This is a genomic window from Neoalteromonas arenosi (genome assembly GCF_030362855.1).
Classification (GTDB): domain Bacteria; phylum Pseudomonadota; class Gammaproteobacteria; order Enterobacterales; family Alteromonadaceae; genus Alteromonas_E; species Alteromonas_E arenosi.
This window is the reverse complement of the sequence record NZ_JAUCBP010000012.1, coordinates 132,204-151,430: the sequence shown is the minus strand read 5'-3', so window position 1 is coordinate 151,430 and position 19,227 is coordinate 132,204. Positions and strand designations below refer to the sequence as shown.

At 46.9% G+C, this 19,227-nt stretch carries 16 protein-coding genes; 4 read left to right on the top strand and 12 right to left on the bottom strand.

What is annotated here, in order from left to right; genetic code table 11:
- Window positions 1-43: 43 nt before the first annotated feature.
- Entirely contained in the window at window positions 44-1,258 is a 1,215-nt protein-coding gene (locus QTP81_RS14335; RefSeq protein ID WP_289366438.1) for an Nramp family divalent metal transporter, read from the top strand.
- Here the strand turns inward: QTP81_RS14335 and QTP81_RS14330 are convergent.
- From QTP81_RS14330 to QTP81_RS14305, 6 genes are all read right to left on the bottom strand, one after another.
- Window positions 1,255-2,391, bottom strand: a complete 1,137-nt coding sequence (locus QTP81_RS14330) for a MalY/PatB family protein (RefSeq protein WP_289366436.1) — start codon at window positions 2,389-2,391, stop codon at window positions 1,255-1,257. The genes QTP81_RS14335 and QTP81_RS14330 overlap by 4 nt on opposite strands.
- An 18-nt stretch (window positions 2,392-2,409) precedes the next feature.
- On the bottom strand, window positions 2,410-2,796 hold the full coding sequence (locus QTP81_RS14325) for a response regulator (protein ID WP_289366434.1): 387 nt from the start codon (window positions 2,794-2,796) through the stop codon (window positions 2,410-2,412).
- On the bottom strand, window positions 2,793-4,142 hold the full coding sequence (lysC, locus tag QTP81_RS14320; RefSeq protein ID WP_289366433.1) for a lysine-sensitive aspartokinase 3: 1,350 nt from the start codon (window positions 4,140-4,142) through the stop codon (window positions 2,793-2,795). Before lysC ends, QTP81_RS14325 begins: the two co-directional genes overlap by 4 nt.
- An 18-nt stretch (window positions 4,143-4,160) precedes the next feature.
- Window positions 4,161-4,637, bottom strand: coding sequence for a DUF192 domain-containing protein (locus QTP81_RS14315; protein WP_289366432.1), 477 nt, complete (start codon window positions 4,635-4,637; stop codon window positions 4,161-4,163).
- A 64-nt stretch (window positions 4,638-4,701) separates the two neighbouring features.
- Window positions 4,702-7,314 (bottom strand): bifunctional aconitate hydratase 2/2-methylisocitrate dehydratase, encoded by a 2,613-nt coding sequence (acnB, locus tag QTP81_RS14310; protein WP_289366431.1) that lies wholly within the window; start codon window positions 7,312-7,314, stop codon window positions 4,702-4,704.
- A 159-nt stretch (window positions 7,315-7,473) separates the two neighbouring features.
- Window positions 7,474-8,634: a PQQ-dependent sugar dehydrogenase gene (locus QTP81_RS14305; protein WP_289366429.1), complete on the bottom strand. Its 1,161-nt coding sequence runs from the start codon at window positions 8,632-8,634 to the stop codon at window positions 7,474-7,476.
- A gap of 114 nt (window positions 8,635-8,748) precedes the next feature.
- Here QTP81_RS14305 and QTP81_RS14300 point away from each other — a divergent pair, with 114 nt between their 5' ends.
- A complete protein-coding gene (locus tag QTP81_RS14300; protein ID WP_289366427.1) occupies window positions 8,749-9,177 on the top strand; it encodes a hypothetical protein in 429 nt (142 codons plus the stop codon).
- A gap of 28 nt (window positions 9,178-9,205) precedes the next feature.
- On the opposite strand, the gene QTP81_RS14295 is transcribed toward QTP81_RS14300, so the two are convergent.
- Window positions 9,206-10,801 carry a sensor domain-containing diguanylate cyclase gene (locus tag QTP81_RS14295; protein WP_289366425.1) on the bottom strand — a complete coding sequence of 532 codons (1,596 nt, stop codon included), beginning with the start codon at window positions 10,799-10,801 and terminating at the stop codon, window positions 9,206-9,208.
- Between the two features lie 254 nt (window positions 10,802-11,055).
- Here QTP81_RS14295 and QTP81_RS14290 point away from each other — a divergent pair, with 254 nt between their 5' ends.
- Both QTP81_RS14290 and QTP81_RS14285 read left to right on the top strand, forming a co-directional pair.
- Window positions 11,056-12,627, top strand: a complete 1,572-nt coding sequence (locus QTP81_RS14290; RefSeq protein ID WP_289366424.1) for an AMP-binding protein — start codon at window positions 11,056-11,058, stop codon at window positions 12,625-12,627.
- 108 nt (window positions 12,628-12,735) lie between these two features.
- Entirely contained in the window at window positions 12,736-13,344 is a 609-nt protein-coding gene (locus QTP81_RS14285) for a hypothetical protein (protein WP_289366423.1), read from the top strand.
- On the opposite strand, the gene QTP81_RS14280 is transcribed toward QTP81_RS14285, so the two are convergent.
- The 5 genes from QTP81_RS14280 to QTP81_RS14260 form a co-directional block, all read right to left on the bottom strand.
- Complete coding sequence (locus QTP81_RS14280; RefSeq protein WP_289366421.1) at window positions 13,332-14,549, bottom strand: serine hydrolase domain-containing protein; 1,218 nt, start codon at window positions 14,547-14,549, stop codon at window positions 13,332-13,334. The genes QTP81_RS14285 and QTP81_RS14280 overlap by 13 nt on opposite strands.
- A gap of 9 nt (window positions 14,550-14,558) precedes the next feature.
- A complete protein-coding gene (locus QTP81_RS14275; RefSeq protein WP_289366420.1) occupies window positions 14,559-16,778 on the bottom strand; it encodes a S9 family peptidase in 2,220 nt (739 codons plus the stop codon).
- A gap of 96 nt (window positions 16,779-16,874) precedes the next feature.
- Window positions 16,875-18,179: a tetratricopeptide repeat protein gene (locus QTP81_RS14270; RefSeq protein ID WP_434532990.1), complete on the bottom strand. Its 1,305-nt coding sequence runs from the start codon at window positions 18,177-18,179 to the stop codon at window positions 16,875-16,877.
- Between the two features lie 4 nt (window positions 18,180-18,183).
- Window positions 18,184-18,792 carry an energy transducer TonB gene (locus tag QTP81_RS14265; RefSeq protein WP_289366717.1) on the bottom strand — a complete coding sequence of 203 codons (609 nt, stop codon included), beginning with the start codon at window positions 18,790-18,792 and terminating at the stop codon, window positions 18,184-18,186.
- An 8-nt stretch (window positions 18,793-18,800) separates the two neighbouring features.
- Complete coding sequence (locus QTP81_RS14260; RefSeq protein ID WP_289366418.1) at window positions 18,801-19,208, bottom strand: ExbD/TolR family protein; 408 nt, start codon at window positions 19,206-19,208, stop codon at window positions 18,801-18,803.
- Window positions 19,209-19,227 lie beyond the last annotated feature (19 nt).

Sequence of the window (19,227 nt, the reverse complement as noted above, 5' to 3'; positions counted from 1 at the left end):
ATCACCGTAAAGTGAGCAATTTAACTATCAATAAGGACCTATCGTGACGCAATCCACCTCGGCAAGCAAGTCAGAAAACCGCTACGCAGCATGGCTAGTCGCTGCTGCTTTTATTGGCCCGGGGACGGTTACAACTGCGAGTATTGCCGGTGCGCAGTTCGGCTACCATGTGCTTTGGGCGTTGTGCTTTTCAATCGTTGCCACCTGGGTTCTGCAAGATATGGCCGTGCGCCTGGGTGTCAGCACTAAGCAAGGACTGGCAGAAGCTATTCAGCAAGCGTTTCAAAACCGCGGCTTACGGCTTGCCGCAGTGGCTTTAGTCATTGCGGCCATTGGCATTGGCAATGCCGCCTATGAGGGAGGCAATATCACCGGGGCTGCACTTGGGCTTAGTCAACTTACAAACATGTCTATACCGCTATGGGTTATGTGTCTATCGGTGATTGCCGGTGTACTTCTTTGGTTTGGGCAATCCGGTCTGATAGAGCGAGTACTGGTTGGCTTAGTTGGCGTGATGAGTCTTATATTCATTGTCACAGTGATAGTCGCCAAGCCGGATATTGGCGCGCTCTTTACTCAGGCGCTCGCACCGCGTTTTGACAGTGCAACCTTTACTGTCGTACTGGCGCTAATTGGCACAACAATTGTGCCTTACAACTTGTTTCTACATGCCAGTTTAGTCAGTCGCTATGAAGGCGATAGTGAGGCAGAAATGCAGCGCCAACGACGCAGTAATAGCATCGCTATTTTAGCTGGCGGATTGATTACCCTAGCAATTATGACGACCGCTACTGCAACATTTTTTGGTAGTGACAAAAGCTTAGATGCCAGCAATATTGCGTCTCAGCTCTCCCCATTACTTGGCGATATGGCCGCCAATGTTTTTGCCATTGGTCTATTCGCTGCAGGCTTAACCAGTGCTGTCACCGCACCGCTGGCGGCTAGTTACGCAGTATGTGGCGCTCTTGGCCGCAAGCCGCAACCGCAATCAACCTTATTTCGCAGTATTTGGCTAACGGTACTCGTAACCGGTGCAATTGTCGCCAGTGTCGGCTTTAAGCCGCTTACCGCCATGTTATTTGCCCAGGCCACCAATGGTATGTTGTTACCCTTTATCGCAATCTTTTTATTGGTTGCTATGAATCAACGTCAACGCGTTGAGCAAGCGCAAAACAGCCTGCTTATGAATGCGCTGGGGCTAACTATTGTCTTGTTCACTCTGGCACTAGGTGCTCGCAAAGTCCTTGGTGTATTTTAGTCCAAGCCGTTTTGCAGGCGCAGGATGGCCATAGTCAAGTCTGCACGTGGGCAACCATAATTGATGCGAATAAAATCGGGCGCGCCAAAATCTGCACCCGGTGAAGGCCCAACGCCACGGGATTCACACCATCGCTGAGGACTCTCTACCCCTAAACCGCTACCATTGACCCAAAGCAAGAAAGTCGCTTGAGGAGACAATGCTTCTAACCCCTGAATAGCGTTGATTTGCTCGACAAGATAATCGCGATTGCCGCGCAAGTAGTTGAGTAACTCACTATGATAATCGTCGCATTGCGTAAACGCGGCCTCTGTAGCCACTAAGCCAAGGATGTTTACCCATGGCAACATGCCTTGGGCTGCCCGCGAGAACCGTCGACGGACTTGGGCGGATGGAATGATAGCAAAGGCTGCTCCGAGACCCGCAATATTAAAGGTCTTACTAGCGGCCATTAACGTAATGCTGTGTTCTTCTAGGCCAGCATAACTGCCTGCGGGTATATGCGCAGCCCCCGGCTCTAATAATAAATCGCAGTGAATTTCATCTGAGCACAACAACACATCATTGCTGCGGCAAATGGTTTTTATTTGCTCCAGTTCAGTGTCACTGAGTACGCTACCAACTGGGTTCATTGGATTACACATGATGAATAAGTGGCAGTTAGGGTCTGCGGCGTATTGTTCCAACTTGTCCATGTCGATAGTCCAGCGACCATCGACTTCTATTGTTGGTACTTCTAACCGCTCTGCACCATGTAATGCGGGCGCTGCCAATAATGGCGGATAATTTGGGGTTTGCACAATGATCTTATCCCCCGGTTTTGACCATGCTTTGCAAGCAACATTAAACGCTGGTACTACGCCAGGTGTCCATACAATCCATTCGCGCTCTATTTGCCAATTGTGTTTATCGCGCAACCAGCGCACCACAGCTTCGTTGGCGCCGTCGTGTTGGGCGGGTAAGGTATACCCTAAAATGCCTTGCTTCACTTCGCCATTGATGGCCTGAAGAATTGGCTCAGCGCAGCGGAATTCGGTATCAGCTACCCACATTGGCAAAATATCTTTGCCCGCGTACTTTTTCCATTTAAAAGCGTCTGTGTTGGCTCGCTGGCTTGGCAAGTCAAAATTCATGGGGATTCCTTGTGCGAATTAGTTTCTAGACGCGACCAGCTCGTCTAGCTTTTTAATCAGATCATCGGTGACAAATGGCTTAGCGATAAACGCATTAGCACCTTTTTGGCGCGCTTTGATGACACTCTCTCTCGTTGCATTGGCGGTTAACATAAGGAATAGTCCGTCAGGATGTACCGCTCGAAAAGCTGCTAATACGTCGAGACCATCTTTTTCCGGCATCATTAAGTCGCTGACAACCAAATCGATAGAGTTACCTTGATTCTCGAGGGCTTTGAGAGCAGCAGTGCTTTTAGGAAATGCCCAAACTTGACCCGTCGTGTATTCCTCAAGAACAACAGAAAGTAACTCTAACGTGACCAGGTCATCGTCTACTGCCAAGATGTTGATGGTTTGTGCGCTCATTCGAATAATGATTGATGTAATACAGTGACGATTTCCGCACTGTCAGTTTCGTTAACCAAAAATGACATATTATGTGGGTTAGCGCCAAAACAAATCATACGTAGATTATAGTCTGAAATTGCGGCAAAGATGCGACTCGAAACACCTTTTGTTGTTTGCATGTGATTCCCGACTACGGTCACCAAGTCGAAGCCCTTTTCTACTGTGACTTCACTCATCGTTTCCAATTCTGCAATCGTCTGTTTATTCAAACGTTCTGCAACCGAATTAGGAGGATTGTCCAACGTAAATGAGATCGCTATTTCCGAGGTTGTCACCAGGTCCACGGATAACTTGTGCTTGGCAATAATGCCAAACACCTTTTCCAGATAACCTTGAGCATAAAGCATTTTCGGTGTTTTTACCGTAACCATTACCTGCTCACGGCGACGCGTAATCGCACGATATGGGGGCTCAACTTCACAGTCTCGTACTATCCACGTACCGCCTTTCTCTGGCTCACTGCTGGAACCGACAAATACCGGGATATCCGCACGCAGAGCCGGCTCCATGGTAGCCGGATGCAGTACCTTGGCACCAAAGGTAGCCATTTCGGCGGCCTCTTCAAAGCTTAACTCTGGAAGCGGGCGTGCGGCTTGGGTAATGCGCGGGTCGGTGGTGTACACACCAATCACATCGGTCCAAATCTCACAACTCTTGGCATTTAAAGCTTCCGCTAATAAAGCCGCAGTAAAGTCTGAGCCACCGCGACCTAAGGTCGTAGTATTACCATTACTATCAGCCCCAACAAAACCTTGTGTTACCAAAACAGAAGTTGCCAAGTCGGGCGCCATAATCGCTTTTGCTCTAGTGTTAATTTCGTCTAGCTCAGGGCTGGCCTCACCGTAGGTGTCATCGGTAATCAACACTTTACGGACGTCAAAATTAAGTGCCGGTATGCCTTGCTGCTTGAATACTTCGCTACAGAGTAATGACGACATCCGCTCACCCATCGACAATAGCTGATCTTTTAAGTCAAGGCGGTGCAAAATTTCTTCGTGATAAGCAAGTTCAGACACTTCATTGAGCAAGTCAATCAGCTTAGGTTCAATGCTTTGCACATTATCCAAGTGGTTTAAGATGTTGTATTCAATGGTTTTAATCTGTTCTACAACTTCCGCAATGTCGGCTTGAGATAACGGGGTAAACGCCAGTTTTACTAACAGGTTGGTAATGCCGGCCGCCGCACTCACAACGACTACCCTAGTCGCCGGATTTTGTTTAACAACCGCCGCACAATTTACGATAGTTGCGAAGTTGGCCACGCTGGTGCCACCGAATTTTGCAACGTTTACCTGCTGTGTCACTGTTTTTACCTCTTTGTGTTATTGGGCGAATTCGGTGCGCTTGATCGCAATCGAATCACCGACGCTAATGTGGTTGGCGGCAAACCAACCTTGATTCATTTCTAGTGCATACAATACCGGTGCTGAAGAAGCCACAGGCTCCAATTCAAATGGATACATGGGTTTGATATCCACGATCCGATTCAACGCATCAATATAGGCGATATCGAGCGGAACCTGAGTATTCTTCATCCAAAAACCAGCGTACCGTGGCCGATCAAATTTAAACAACATGCCGCAATTCTCACACAGCGACTCGCGATACATTAGACCGCGTTGGCGCTGATCAAAATTATACGCATATTCAACCACTAGTCGTATGTCACCAACACTGATCTCTGCTTCGCCAAAGGCGACGGGCACAGGCTCTTGGGCCTTTGCGACGAGCAGGCCCATACTAAGCGAGAGCAGTAACAGTAACCAGCCATAGCGATATAACTTGTAGTCATTACTCATAGTTTTTTTCCAAAAAAAAACCGGACATTTAGGATGCCCGGTTTTTAGTTAAATGACTAATTAATTAGGCAACGTTCAACGTTGGAATAATGTTAGCCTTAGCAGCTTCTTCTGCCTTTTTGAACTCATCCATACGGTCAAAGTTCAAGTAAGTAAAGATCTCTGAACTCATTGAGTCAATCTTACCCGCATACTCCATGTATTCTTCAGTTGTCGGGATTTTACCAACAATTGAGCCAACCGCAGCAAGCTCTGCTGAACACAAGTATACATTAGCGCCGTCACCTAAGCGGTTCGGGAAGTTACGCGTTGAGGTAGAAAGCACTGTAGCGCCTGCTAGTACACGTGCCTGGTTACCCATACACAGTGAACACCCAGGCATTTCTGTACGGACGCCAGCGCGGCCATAAATGTTGTAGTAACCTTCTTCCATCAACTGGGCTTTGTCCATTTTCGTCGGTGGCGACATCCACAGACGCGTTGGGATAGTACCGTTGTACTGCTCTAGCAACTTACCTGCGGCACGGAAGTGACCAATGTTGGTCATACAAGAACCAATGAATACTTCATCCACTTTGTCGCCTGCAACGTCAGAGAGTGTTTTCGCATCATCTGGATCGTTCGGGCAGCACAAGATTGGCTCTTTGATGTCATCAAGGTTAATTTCGATAACTTCTGCATATTCTGCGTCCGCATCAGCTTCCATCAATGATGGATTCTCTAGCCACTCTTCCATCTTACGTGCGCGACGCTCAAGGGTACGAGGATCGCCGTAGCCTTCGTTGATCATCCAACGCAACATGGTGATGTTCGAACGCAAGTACTCAGCAACTGACTCTTCAGAAAGCTTGATAGTACATCCAGCAGCTGAACGCTCAGCAGATGCATCTGATAATTCAAACGCCTGTTCAACCGTTAGGTTCTCAAGACCTTCGATTTCTAAGATACGACCAGAGAATGCATTGATCTTACCTTTCTTAGCAACCGTCAATAGACCTTGCTTGATGCCATACAACGGAATCGCGTGTACCAAGTCACGTAGCGTGATACCCGGCTGCATTTTACCGCTGAAGCGCACCAATACTGACTCTGGCATATCCAATGGCATAACACCTGTAGCTGCTGCGAATGCAACCAAACCAGAACCTGCTGGGAATGAAATACCCATTGGGAAACGCGTATGCGAGTCACCGCCTGTACCTACGGTATCTGGCAATAACATGCGGTTTAGCCACGAGTGAATAATACCGTCACCAGGACGCAGCGATACACCGCCACGGTTCATGATGAAATCAGGAAGTGTGTGCTGAGTGTCAATATCAACTGGCTTCGGATATGCTGCTGTGTGACAGAACGACTGCATCGTTAAGTCAGCAGTGAAGCCCAAACACGCCAAATCTTTAAGCTCGTCACGGGTCATTGGACCGGTAGTATCCTGACTACCTACTGTAGTCATCTTCGGTTCACAATAGGTGCCAGGGCGGATACCTTCAACGCCACAGGCTTTACCCACCATTTTCTGTGCAAGGCTGTAACCTTTACCGGTATCTTGTGGCTGCTCTGGACGACGGAACAAGTCAGTTTCGCCAAGGCCCAACGCTTCACGCGCACGCTCAGTCAAGCCGCGGCCAATGATTAAGTTAATACGACCACCCGCACGCACTTCATCAAGCAATACTTTTGACTTGTAGCTGTACTCAGCCAATAGTTCGCCAGTTTCAGCGTTAAGAATTTTGCCTTCCAGTGGGTAGATATCAATCACATCACCCATGTTCATTTTTTCAACGTCAGCTTCAAATACTAACGCACCGGCATCTTCCATGGTGTTGAAGAAGATCGGCGCAACTTTACCACCGATACAAATACCACCGCCGCGCTTGTTAGGTACACCCGGTAAGTCCTCACCGAAGAACCAAAGTACACTGTTAGTCGCTGACTTACGCGAAGAACCCGTACCAACAACGTCACCAACGAAGGCAACTTTGTGGCCTTTAGCTTTAATTTCTTCGATTTGCGCTAATGGACCGACTTCACCGTGCTTCTCTGGCGTTAAGCCATCGCGAGTCATTTTGTATGCTGCGCGAGCGTGTAATGGAATGTCAGGACGAGACCAAGCATCAGGTGCTGGTGACAAGTCATCAGTGTTAGTTTCACCCGTTACTTTAAATACTGCGGCAGTGATTTTCTCTGGTAGGTCAGAACGCGACGTGAACCACTCACCTTCGGCCCAAGAATTCATAACTTCTGTTGCGTATTTGTTGCCAGCGCGATGTTTTTCTTCTACATCGTGGAATGCATCAAACATTAGCAAGGTGTGCTTAAGTTCTTCAGCTGCTAACTCTGCTAGCTCGGAATCGTCTAGCAAAGCAACCAACGTTTCGATGTTGTAACCACCGTGCATGTTACCTAATAGCTGTACCGCTGCATCTTTGTCGATCAAATCACAGCTCACTTCGCCTTTTGCGATCGCACTTAAAAAGCCAGCTTTAACATAGGCCGCTTCATCTACGCCAGGAGGAACGCGCTCTGAAATCAATTCAAGTAGAAACTCACTTTCACCTGCAGGCGGGTTTTTAATCAGTTCAACTAATTCAGCGACCTGTTCTGCGCTTAGTGGTTTTGGCGGGATACCTTCGGCAGCGCGCTCTTCTACGTGCTTACGATATTGTTCTAACACTTTAGATTCCTCGTGGTTGATGTATCGAGGGCATACTGGTTTGCGCTCGATATGCAAAATGGGAGAATAAAACAGCCGAAGTATAACGCTTCGGCTGACTAAATTAAATCCGTGAAGCGGTTTTGTTTGATTATAGCCGCCATTCACTTAAGTGATTGTTTATTGTGGGGTCATTTTTAGCAGTGATGCATTTTCACCATTGGTTAGAATATAGACTGCACCGTCGTTGCCGACGTGAATATCGCGCAACCGCGCTTGCAGGGAATCAACCACTGGATGGTCGATTAATATTTCATTGCCGACAACTCTGACCCAATGCAAACGCTGGGTTTTTAATGCGGTGACTAAGAAATCCCCATTTAGCTGTGGGAATAAATCACCGCGATATAACACCATTGATGACGGCGCAATCGACGGTGTCCAATTAACCAAAGGCAAGGTCATATTCGGGTAATCAGAAAATGGTGATATGTTGGCACCACTGTAATCCTTGCCGTCGGTGACAACCGGCCACCCGTAGTTGGTACCAGGGCTCAGCCGATTGATTTCATCGCCACCTGCTGGACCATGTTCGTTGAGATAAATAGTCTGGCTAACAGAGTCAACAACTAACCCTTGCGGATTGCGGTGTCCTAGCGTGTAGATAAAATCCTGCGCGCCTCCATCACCTGTGTAAAACGGATTATCACTCAAAGCCTCACCCCAATCGCTAATGCGTAGTACTTTACCTAACATAGAGTCTTTGCGCTGTGCATGTTCGCGGTAGTCAAAACCGTCGCCACTGGTGATCAACAATGCACCATCGGGAGCAAACAACAGTCGGCCTGCGTAGTGCACAGGGGTATCTTTATCTGGTGAAACTGCAAAGATGACTTGCCAATCATCAAAGCGATTGTTACTGAACTTAGCGCGGGCTATGGTTAGGCGGTTGGCTTCAACATCGCCAGCAGCGTAACTGATGTATACGAATTGATTGCGGTCGAACTGCGGGTGCAGCTCGATATCAAGTAAACCGCCCTGCCCCGGAACGAAGATATCCGCCGGTAAATTGTCATGCTCTGTGCGCTCTTGTAGCGCGTTTATATGTACGATTTTGCCGTTCTTTTCAGTAATCAACCAACTGGAATCGGGCAATTGTGTAAGGCCCCAAGGAGATTCTAGATCTGTAACCACGGGCTCAATTTTTACTGCTGGAAATTGCGCAGCAAGACCAAAGGTAGTTGTTAACGTCGCTAGCAGTAATATGCTTGCTGACATCAATGTACGCCGCATTGCACCTATTGCATACCCTTTACTATCGCTAAACTGTCGTTTCAGCATTACCTACACGTTCCTACAATATACCTATGTAATTGGCCCCAATCTAAACAGATTTCTTTTGTAATGCAAAGTGTGGCAGGCTATAGCCATTGAGCATTAGAACGAATTAGGAAAATGAAAAACGCACTGTCATGGATTTTCGCTTGGTTACTCGCCAGTATTTGTACTTTTGTATTCGCCAGCATTGCTCACAGCCAATTTGTACTGCTCGAATTAGTTAAGATTGATATCGCTATTCCTGCAGGCGAATGGCTGTCGATGACACTGAGTGACATTATCGGCTTAAGCGTTGGCTACGGCGGTGCAATATGTGTTGCAATGCTGCTGTGCTTCGGCGTGTTATCACTAATTAACAAGCGCTTCAATTTACCCGTTTGGAGTTACATCATTTTTGCTGCGCTAGCTATGGCAGTAATGCTACTGGCCATGCAGCCTATCCTCAACGTTACGCTGATAGCTGGTGCTCGCTCAACCATGGGCTTTATCGCACAGTGCTGCGCTGGACTGATCGGTGGTTATGTATTTGCGCGCTTGAGAGCTTAGTACTGTGCACCTCAATCGCGTTTTACATTCATTCCACAGTAATCCTGTTCCGGCCTAAGTGTTTTGACTCGTACAGCGCATGATCACCTCGAGCCATTAACGACTCCATATCATCTTCAGCCTTCAATACAGTCAAACCACCACTGAAAGTTACATTGACCAAATGCTTGGAACCCACGACCTCAGTCTGCAGGTTGTTGACTTCCTGCAGCAAGCGACGAGCGATCATTTCACCTTCTTCGATGCTTGTATTGAGCATTAATACGGCAAACTCCTCGCCACCGTAGCGGCAAATGACATCTTGTTCTCGACAACAGTGCACACACGTATCTGCAAACTGCTTCAGCACAAGATCGCCGGTAATATGGCCGTAGGTGTCGTTTATTCTTTTAAAATCATCTAAATCGGCGACTAAGAGACACAAAGAGTCATTAAAGCGTCGGCTACGCGCAATTTCTTTGTCAAGAATGTCAAAAAACGCTCGTCGATTTAATAATCCTGTCAACGAATCGTGTTTAGATAGTCTTGCATAATGTTTTTCAGAGCTCTTAACCTTTTGTAGCGCATCCTCTAAGCGATCTTTTGCGTAAAACAACTGACGGTTAATCCTGTAAATCCAAGTGACCAAAAGTGCCAGTACAATCCAAATCACAATAATAGCGCTGGCAAACACCAGGGGATTCAGTGACGTATTTCTTGTCAAGTAATCTTCACTTGGCACCAAGCTTATAGTCCATTTTTGGCCAATTGCGCTTATCGCACCAGTAGTGCTACTGCGGGGGACATCTGAAGAAGTCAGACGGACACTTTGGCTATCAACCCATATTATATTTTGCTCAGTGTCCTGCAGATAAATTTCAACGCCGCGCCGCGTCAGCAGATTAAAATAGCGACGCATAGTATCTTCAATACTAAAGACCCCTGCAATGTACCCTTTAATTTGTGCGTTTCTTGCACTCAACGTTTTTGGTACGACTCCATTTGCGTAAACGGGTAACGTAATAGCAAAGCCTATGGGTAGCGCTTCTGTATCAGGGGCAAGAACAATTGGAAAAAAACCAGAGAGTTGTGCATTACCCGTATCTCTGGCGATGTATTTTGATTTCATTCGCTCCTGAGACCAGGCTAAGTCTAAGCCTCTAGTATCATTTGCGTCTGTCTGCGTTGAAACAAAAAGTACCGGAACATGTTCAGGACGGTGCTGAGCCGCAATCGGATTACCATCACTATCTGGCTCCCACAATCTAAAATCTTGCAAGTAACGCTGTCTGATGCTCTCTTCAAATTCCGTTCTATTCACTGATTTTACGATAGGTTGCCATTCTACAAGCAACCAACTGTCGCCGGCCTGAGAAAACTCCTTTGCATAGTCATCAAAGCCACTTGGTGTAACTTCATCAGTCAACGCTACATATGAAGAGATGGAACGCAATTTATCAACCTGATTTTGCAGTTCGTTAGATATTTCGTCTAGCAATTGACCTAATTTCCGATCAAGCGCTCGTTCGACCTGTAATGCGTCTTTCCCTTTCAGGGTTGAATAGGTGTATACCGCAAGAGTTGCCGAGAATAAAAACGCAACAACGTGGAATAGCACAAACGGAAAATAGAACCGGCGAAACATCTTTTACATTCCCTTATTATCACTTTGATAATAGTTCGTCATACCACTACCTTCAAATGACATTTTTTTCGCCATTGAGTTTATCGCTAGTAGGCATAAACCCATCTTGGAAGCCGATTTCACTTGTAGAGCTGAATTTAATCTCAAGCGATTACAAGCATGGAGAATAATAGATAAATATAAATGTAATCGAATTGTTAACAGATTGCGTATATGCTGAAATCATTAAATCTTTCACTTATTGGCGCTAATTTATGTATCAAGATTTACTCCCTAAGAATGTTAACTCTCTGGCAGATTACATCGAGCACGTATTTGCACAATACACCGATGCTCCTGCGTATACGGCTTTAGGTCAAACCATGTCGTACAGCGACATTGAGCAGCGCTCTGCGCAACTCGCTCGCTATTTGCAACATGAAGCTAAGTTAGCCCCTGGCGATCGCATTGCGATTCAATTACCCAACCTACTGCAAAACCCAATTGCGGTTTACGCGGCACTTCGCGCAGGCCTCGTGGTCGTTAATACCAACCCGCTGTATACACCGCGGGAAATGCAACATCAATTCAGCGATTCGGGTGCTAAAGCCATCATTATTCTAGCTGACTTATTACCCAATTTAGAAAAAATCAAAGCTGACACGCAAATCGAAACTGTTATTGTAACTTCAGCTACAGAACTACTTAACCCCGCCACTGCGCCTGAAAGCGGTGATTACATCGCCTTTACTGATGCATTAAATTCAGGCGCGAATCTACCAGACTTTAGTCGCCCAGCGGTTACCATGGACACATTGTGCATGCTGCAATACACCGGTGGCACTACGGGGCTGTCGAAAGGCGCTGCGCTGTCACACGGCAATGTATTGAGTAATAGTGTGCAAACCCTCGATCGTTTAGGCGATCGTTTTAGAGAGTTAAAAGAGATAGTGGTGTGCCCTTTACCGCTGTATCACATCTATGCATTTACTGTATGCATGATGACGTTTTTTGCCAAAGGTTGTTTAACCATTTTAATCCCTAATCCGCGTGACCCGGACGCATTTATCGGTGCAATTAAGCCATATAAATTCACGACCTTTTGCGGTATCAATACCTTATTTGTGGGCCTTGGCCAGCACCCTGATTTTAAAGCCCTGGATTTCTCTGAACTTAAATTAACCTTGTCAGGAGGCACCGCATTAACCTCTGCAGCAGTCGACATTTGGAAGGCGACGACAGGTTGCAGTATTACCGAAGGATACGGCCTGTCGGAAACTGCACCAGTACTGACATTTAACCAACCTGGCGAAGAGCAAATTGGCACCATCGGTAAGCCATTGGTTGGTACCGACATCCAGATTTTAGACAGTAATGATCAACCCGTTCCGGACGGCCAAGAGGGTCAGATTGCCGCCAAAGGTCCGCAAGTTATGTTGGGCTATTGGCAGCGCGAAGATGCAACTGCCGAAGTCATGACTGATAATGGGTATTTTAAAACCGGTGATATTGGCGTGCGCATGCCCGACGGTGCGATCAAGATCGTCGACCGCCTAAAAGACATGATTATTGTGTCGGGTTTTAACGTATATCCCAATGAAGTTGAGAATGTTCTTACAGCGCATCCAGATATTGTCGAGGCAGCAGTCGTTGGTGCTAATGATGACAAGACCGGTGAGCGCGTATGTGCCTATGTAACGGTTGCAAAACCGGTAGAAATTGATGCCATTATTGCGCATTGTCGTGAGCAGCTAACCGCCTACAAGGTCCCTAAAGAAGTTCACATTATTGACGAATTACCCAAATCAACCGTGGGTAAAATCCTGCGCCGCGAGCTTAGAAAGTAGCGCGATTCCCACACCTATGAGCAAAAGTTAAGCATCACAGTGCCTAAGCACTGTGATGTTAACTTTGCATGGCATAGAATACGGCGCATCAATTAAGCACTTCGATAAATGCAAAATATAATGCCTACTGACACGCCCGAACACTTAACAATTTCCACATTTAGCCCTGACGAGATCAGCGCAATGGAGCTCATCTGTGGCACGTCTGGCCGCGCAGTGCAGTTAGCCATTGCAGGATTCGGTGGTTTGTTTGCAGCAGTTATTTACTTTGTCGTGCTAAGTCACCCCAATGTATCCGATACCGTAAAATATATAGTCACGGGACTATTTGGTGTGGCGATACTGTCGCTACTTGTCAGCGGCAGACTAAGAATAGGCTGGCCAACGATCATTACTGATGAAGACTATCTATACGTGATATTCGATCCGATGAAATCTGAATTTTTCAAAATACCCATCAGTATGGTGAAGCAGGTCGAAAAGCGCATGCTGTATCCAAACACGATGGCTGTTTCAGTGCTACTTGATGAAACGATGTTGAATGAGGACGACACTCAGCTTTTGCGCAATGGCGTTTTCCCTGCGGAAGACCGGATCCACGTGCAAACCGCATTTAACAGTCGCTCGCGAGTCGTCAATCGGATTAAAGCCTTGTGTGGTATCGCGGGAAAGGCTAGCAAAATGACTACATCAGATGGTGATAATCAATCAGAGTAATGACTGACAAGCGCGCGGAACATCGCCAGATGACGTGCGGCCCAGCGCTGCTGATAATCGTTATATGCATGGTTAGCAGAGGTTTTCACAATGACCACTGCGGCATCAGGGTCGATGTATATATACTGATGATAAATCCCTTGGGCCATAAACTCATCATCCCGCCCTACGGGCAACCACCACTGATAGCCGTAGCCGTAGCGAGAATTTGAGTTCGGGTTGTCACCTGGTTGTAAATGCGGCGCGTCCGCAGTTACAGAAGCGGTAACCCATTGTTCAGGAACTATTTGCACACCATTGAACCGCCCTTTATTCGCATACATCCAACCGAACTTGGCATAGTCGCGAGCCGTGATATTTAAGCCACCCAGCGCAAGCTCCATACCCTGATCATCAGACAACCAATAGGCAGTGTCTTGCATGCCTAAAGGCTCCCACAAGTGGATTTGCGCATATTCAGTTAAACTCATATTTGTTACTCTAACCAGCAACATACCTAACACTTGGGTGTCGATGCTGACATACTTATGATATTCGCCAGGCGCGCGAGTCGATTTTAATGAAGCGCTAAAATCGTCCAAGGAGGTTCCAAAAGCTATCGCTCTCGAAAAGCGATTAATATCGGAATTAAAATCTGCATAGTCTTCGTTAAAATGCACACCTGAAGACATCTGCAGGATATCTTTAATGGGCACAGCATCATAGCCGGTGCCGATTAGCTCTGGTACGTAATCGGTAATCGGCTGCTCCAAATCCGCTATCAAGCCTTGTTCAACGGCAATACCGATAAGCGCAGAAACAAATGACTTAGCCACTGAAAACGAAATATGCGGCTGATTTTTTGCACCGGTTTCTCCGTAGTACTCATAGACGATTTTGCCGTCGTGTAAAACTAGTAAACTGGTGGTTCGCGACGCACGCAAAAACGTACTGATAGTTTCTTGGCTGTCATCAACCGCAAACGCTAATTCATCGTCAAATGGCGCGTGGGCTTGGGGAAAACGGTAAGGCTTAGAACTCGGCTGTAAAGTAGTTGCGTTAAACGCTTGAGGCATACTGATGAAGTTGTCAGCAATCTTGTCTTCATCGTACAAAGTGATCGCAGTATACAGTCTTATGATGTTCGAAGAATAAAACCACGCACCGATAATCAATGCTAATGCCAGTGCAATAAAACTGACTTTCAGTGCGCGCTTTATAGTCATCAACCAGACTTATTCTGTGATGCCGTGAGCTAACAATTGGAATGCATACTCTTCGGCGCGATCCGCTAAGCGACCATAACGACCGCTATTTGCGAAGTGGCCAGCCCCCATATTCATGCGCATAACCAACAGGTTGTTGTCTGTTTTAGTATTACGCATACGCGCAGTCCACTTGGCAGGCTCCCAATACGTTACGCGCGGATCGTTTAATCCACCCGTAACCATCATCGGCGGATACTCGCGAGCAGTTATGTTGTCATAGGGCGAATAAGACAACAGCAATTCAAAGTCTTCTTTGCTTTCGATTGGGTTACCCCACTCTTGCCACTCAGGTGGCGTTAGCGGCAGGCTTGCATCAAGCATAGTGTTGAGTACATCAACAAAAGGCACGCCGAGGATAACTGAACGCCATAGTTCAGGAGCTTGAATCGTCATAGCTCCCATCATTTTGCCACCGGCGCTACGACCAGAAATCGATATATTGCCAGCACTGACATACTGCTCGTCAATTAAATAGTTAGCAACATCGACAAAGTCGTTAAAGGCATTCATACGCTTTTTCAGCTTGCCGTCGAGGTACCACTGATAGCCCATTTCATCACCACCGCGTACGTGAGCAATCGCAAACGAGAAGCCGCGGTCGAGCAAACTAATGCGCTCAGACGAGAACGAAGGACTCATACCCGCACCGTAAGCGCCATATGCATACAAAGACATTGGGGCTTGCCCGTTCTTTTCAAAAGATTTGTGATACACAATAGAGATCGGGATCATCGCACCATCGCGTGCTGGGGCCATTAAACGTTCAGTGCGGTAATCGTCAGAGTTATAACCAGATGGGATTTTACGCACTTTGCGCGTTTCAAACTCTTTGCTTGCAAGGTGATAATCAAACACAGTATCAGGTGTGATCATAGACTCGTAATTTACCCGCAGGTAATCTTGCGAATACTCGGCATTAAACCCGATCGAAGCCTGATAAACTGACTCAGGGAAGGTCAATTCATCTAGCACATTAGCATCAAAATCAAGAATGCGGATTTTCTCCAAACCGTTAACCGACGATTGCAAGGCGATGTGATCAGCAAACGTCCTAAAGCCTGTAAGGTATTGCTCATCGCTGCCTTCAATAATGGTTTGCCACGTCGACTTATCAGCCATATGAGGGCCAAACTCAGCAGCAGGGATCTTCACCATCCGCGAATTAACGTGTTGGTCATTAATCGTCATAAAGATAGCGTCGTTGGCAGCGTCGATTCGCGCACTTGCATTGTCAGCCTTACTCACCAATACCACAGGCTCTGCCGCTAGGTTATCGCTTGGTAACACTGAAATCTCGGTGTTACCGCTGCGATTAGAGTATTTAACCAACCATTTTTTATCAGACGTGATGGCAAAGCCCAAGAAGTATTGGGTGTCGTCTTCAGCAAAAATAATGCGATCAACTTCTTCGCCGTCGGCCGGTGCCAATGTGCGTAAGTTGATGGACTCTGTTTGCCAGCGCTCATCATTTAACTTCGAGTAGATAATGCCAGTACCATCGGGGGTAAAACTAATACCGCGTGATGCATTTTGAATATCGATGGGTAAAATTTCCCCTGTGGTTAAGTCTTTAACCACACCGGTGTAACGCTCATCACCACTGGTATCGACGATATAGACTATTAAATTGTTATCAGGTGATATATCCCAACCACCGAGAACAAAATAGTCGTGCCCTTGTGATAGCGCTTGCTCATCAAGAAATACTGATTCTTCGCCCGTCTCAAGGTTTTTGCGAATCCGCGTGCGATAATCGTTGCCGGGTTTAAATTCCCAGCGGTATTCGTAACCATTGCGAACAAAGGGTACTGAAGTGTCGTTTTCATCAACACGACCTTTAAATTCTTCAAACAACTTATCAACCAAGCCCCTATGTGGTTCAAGGAATGCTTGATAGTAAGCATTTTCTTCTTCGAGATAACCAATGACATCAGGATCATCGGTATCAGGATAGCTGCTATCGCGCAACCATTGGTACGGATCTTCGACAGTAATGCCGTGATGCGTAATAGATGCCTCTCTTGCTTCAACAGTTGGAGCCGGTGCAGTTAGCGCTTGCATGCGCGTGTATTCTGTTGCCACTGGCTCTCCTGCAGTTGTGTCGGTTTGGTTAGCGGGTGAACACCCAATTAATGCTGTAGAAACAGCAGTTGCCGCCAACAGCGTGGAAAATTTTCGCGATAACATGGTTACGTCCAGGTATTTATTGTAGTTAGAGGGGCTAATATACAAAAAAACGCCGCAATTGCGACGTTTTTTCAATCAATTGTCGAATTTTACCGACTAACCTGATAATTCAGCCTGATTGCGCTCATAGGTTTGCTTTTCACCTTCAACAAAACGACGCCATTGTTGCGCCATAGCCCGACTGTTGTTGTGCTCTTCGGCTTTCGCTAGCTCATTTAACGCATCGACATAACGACGCTTGTTGTAGTATGCCATCCCCAATATCAGGTGAGCTGTGCCTTGATTAGACAATTCGCCTTTCTCAAGCGCAGTTTGCGTTGCTGCAATGGCGTCATCCCAGCGCTCAAGATTTAAGAAAATCTGACCAAGTTGGGCATCTAAATCGCCATTGTCAGACAATTCTGCCGCCGCTTGCATAACCGGCACTGCTTTATCGTTTTCTTTCGCTTGTTGCCAACAAGTAGACAAGAACTTCAAGTTGCGTAAATTGCGTTCAAGCACACCCGAGTCCAGCGCTTGTTCCATCAATCGCGCACACTTGTACGGTGCTTCGTGGAAATAGTACAATTGTGCAAGGTTAAAGGTATCCGATGCTGAGGTCACATAACCTTGCTGATAGGCCGCTTCCATTAATGCGTACTGCTCAACTTCGCGCTCTAACTCACCGTACATACCCGCAAGTTGAATCCAATACTTTGGCTCATCAAATAGCTTAACCATCTTGATCAATACATCTTTGACCTTCTCTGGTTGCTTAAGCTCGTAAAACACGGCCCGCTGTAAAATAAGCCAGCCTTCATCGGGGATCATCCCCTCCGCTTCGTGGCCTTCGATAGCGGCTGTAATGTACTCTTCCGCTTCAGCATATTGCTTGTTCTGGTAGTAAGCCTGCGCCTTGATCACCAAGTTACGCGGTGGCACAGGGCCTACATTAAGACTTTCCCAACGCTCCAGCGCCTCAATACTCTTGGCGTAATTACCGCGCATTAAGTGCAACTGCGCCAAGCTGAACAGTGTTGTTTGTTCAAACGTTTCAGGGATGGGCTGTTGCTCGACCACTTTTTCAAACGATGCGATGGCATTGTCGTAATCTTCGGCGTTGTAGTAAATGAAGCCAAAGAAGTTATACAGCATGGCCAGCTCGTAGCTATTCATCGAGCTCGACTTTTCTTCGACCTCGCGCAGCACTTCTATCGCACCGGCGTTATCGCCTTCATCAGCAATGGCTTGCGCTCGCGCTAACTGGTCGTACACTCTTGAACGCAACGCTGGCGTCTTACGGGTTTTCTTTTCACTGGCTGCCACGTCTTGCGCGTGAACAGGAGCCATAGGCAACAGCGTGCAGGCACTGAGCACAACGCACACAGCTGACAATCGAGAGATAAATTGACTAATACGCATCATCTTACCCATCAATCTTAAAGGTTATGCGGTTTTGCACACCGGCTACTTCTGTCGGTTCGCCGTTAACAACACGAGGTTTGTATTTAAACTTCAAGGCTGCATCAATAGCCGCTTGCTCGAATATACCTTGTGGATTAGCTTCGACCACGATTGGATCGCGAACTGACCCTTGCTTAGTAACCGTAAACTCAACGATTACAAAGCCTTCAATACCCCGCTGCAGTGCACGACGCGGATAAACCGCTGCCACTTTAACAATTGGCAAATACTCACCATCGCCTGACTCAAGCGCTAGGCCGCCATCTAAGGCCACATCATTACCAACGTCGGCAGCGAAATCCATACCGCTCCCTTCGCCATCCGGTGATGAATTATCCATCTGTGGCTGCTCCATCTGTGGCGGCTCTTCCTGTGGCTTGGGCGGCTTGCGCGGTTTGCGGTCTTTTTGCTCGACCACTTCCTCTTGCTTCACACGCACAAAGTCCAACACATTGCCTTCAGGTGGCTCTGATAGTGTCATATCACCACTGGCAATAAGTACTTGCATAAGGGTAAACAACCCAAAGGTAACAAAGCTCGCAAGTACTAGTGCAATTAAAAAACGAGGCAAAGCCATAATTATTGCTCTTGAGTTGCTATCGAGACATCGTAAACACCCGCTTCACGCGAGGCGTCCATCACTTTGATCAAAAGGTCAGTCGTTGCTTTTTGATCAGCTTGAATAACGACGGTTCCCTGTGGATTTTCAGCGCGTAACCCAATAATATTCTCGGCCACCGAGCGAATATCAACGCGACGTTTGTTAATCCAAATCTCACCTTCGGCGCTTATCGCAATCAGTATATTAGCGCGATCTTTTTGCACTGCAGTGTTTGCTTCAGGACGATTGACATCGATACCCGACTCTTTCACGAAAGACGCAGTCACAATGAAGAAGATCAACATGATAAATACCACGTCCAACATTGGTGTCATATCGATATTGGACTCTTCTTCTTCAACTAAATTTTGAAAGTGTTGTTTCATAACTGTAATACCCTTTGCA

Bases quoted from the DNA above. Each gene is read 5' to 3' on its own strand.
- QTP81_RS14330 (WP_289366436.1), bottom strand. From the start codon at position 2,391: ATGAATTTTGACTTGCCAAGCCAGCGAGCCAACACAGACGCTTTTAAA.
- QTP81_RS14325 (WP_289366434.1), bottom strand. From the start codon at position 2,796: ATGAGCGCACAAACCATCAACATCTTGGCAGTAGACGATGACCTGGTC.
- QTP81_RS14315 (WP_289366432.1), bottom strand. From the start codon at position 4,637: ATGAGTAATGACTACAAGTTATATCGCTATGGCTGGTTACTGTTACTG.
- QTP81_RS14305 (WP_289366429.1), bottom strand. From the start codon at position 8,634: ATGCTGAAACGACAGTTTAGCGATAGTAAAGGGTATGCAATAGGTGCA.
- QTP81_RS14300 (WP_289366427.1), top strand. From the start codon at position 8,749: ATGAAAAACGCACTGTCATGGATTTTCGCTTGGTTACTCGCCAGTATT.
- QTP81_RS14295 (WP_289366425.1), bottom strand. From the start codon at position 10,801: ATGTTTCGCCGGTTCTATTTTCCGTTTGTGCTATTCCACGTTGTTGCG.
- QTP81_RS14290 (WP_289366424.1), top strand. From the start codon at position 11,056: ATGTATCAAGATTTACTCCCTAAGAATGTTAACTCTCTGGCAGATTAC.
- QTP81_RS14285 (WP_289366423.1), top strand. From the start codon at position 12,736: ATGCAAAATATAATGCCTACTGACACGCCCGAACACTTAACAATTTCC.
- QTP81_RS14280 (WP_289366421.1), bottom strand. From the start codon at position 14,549: ATGACTATAAAGCGCGCACTGAAAGTCAGTTTTATTGCACTGGCATTA.
- QTP81_RS14275 (WP_289366420.1), bottom strand. From the start codon at position 16,778: ATGTTATCGCGAAAATTTTCCACGCTGTTGGCGGCAACTGCTGTTTCT.
- QTP81_RS14270 (WP_434532990.1), bottom strand. From the start codon at position 18,179: ATGCGTATTAGTCAATTTATCTCTCGATTGTCAGCTGTGTGCGTTGTG.
- QTP81_RS14260 (WP_289366418.1), bottom strand. From the start codon at position 19,208: ATGAAACAACACTTTCAAAATTTAGTTGAAGAAGAAGAGTCCAATATC.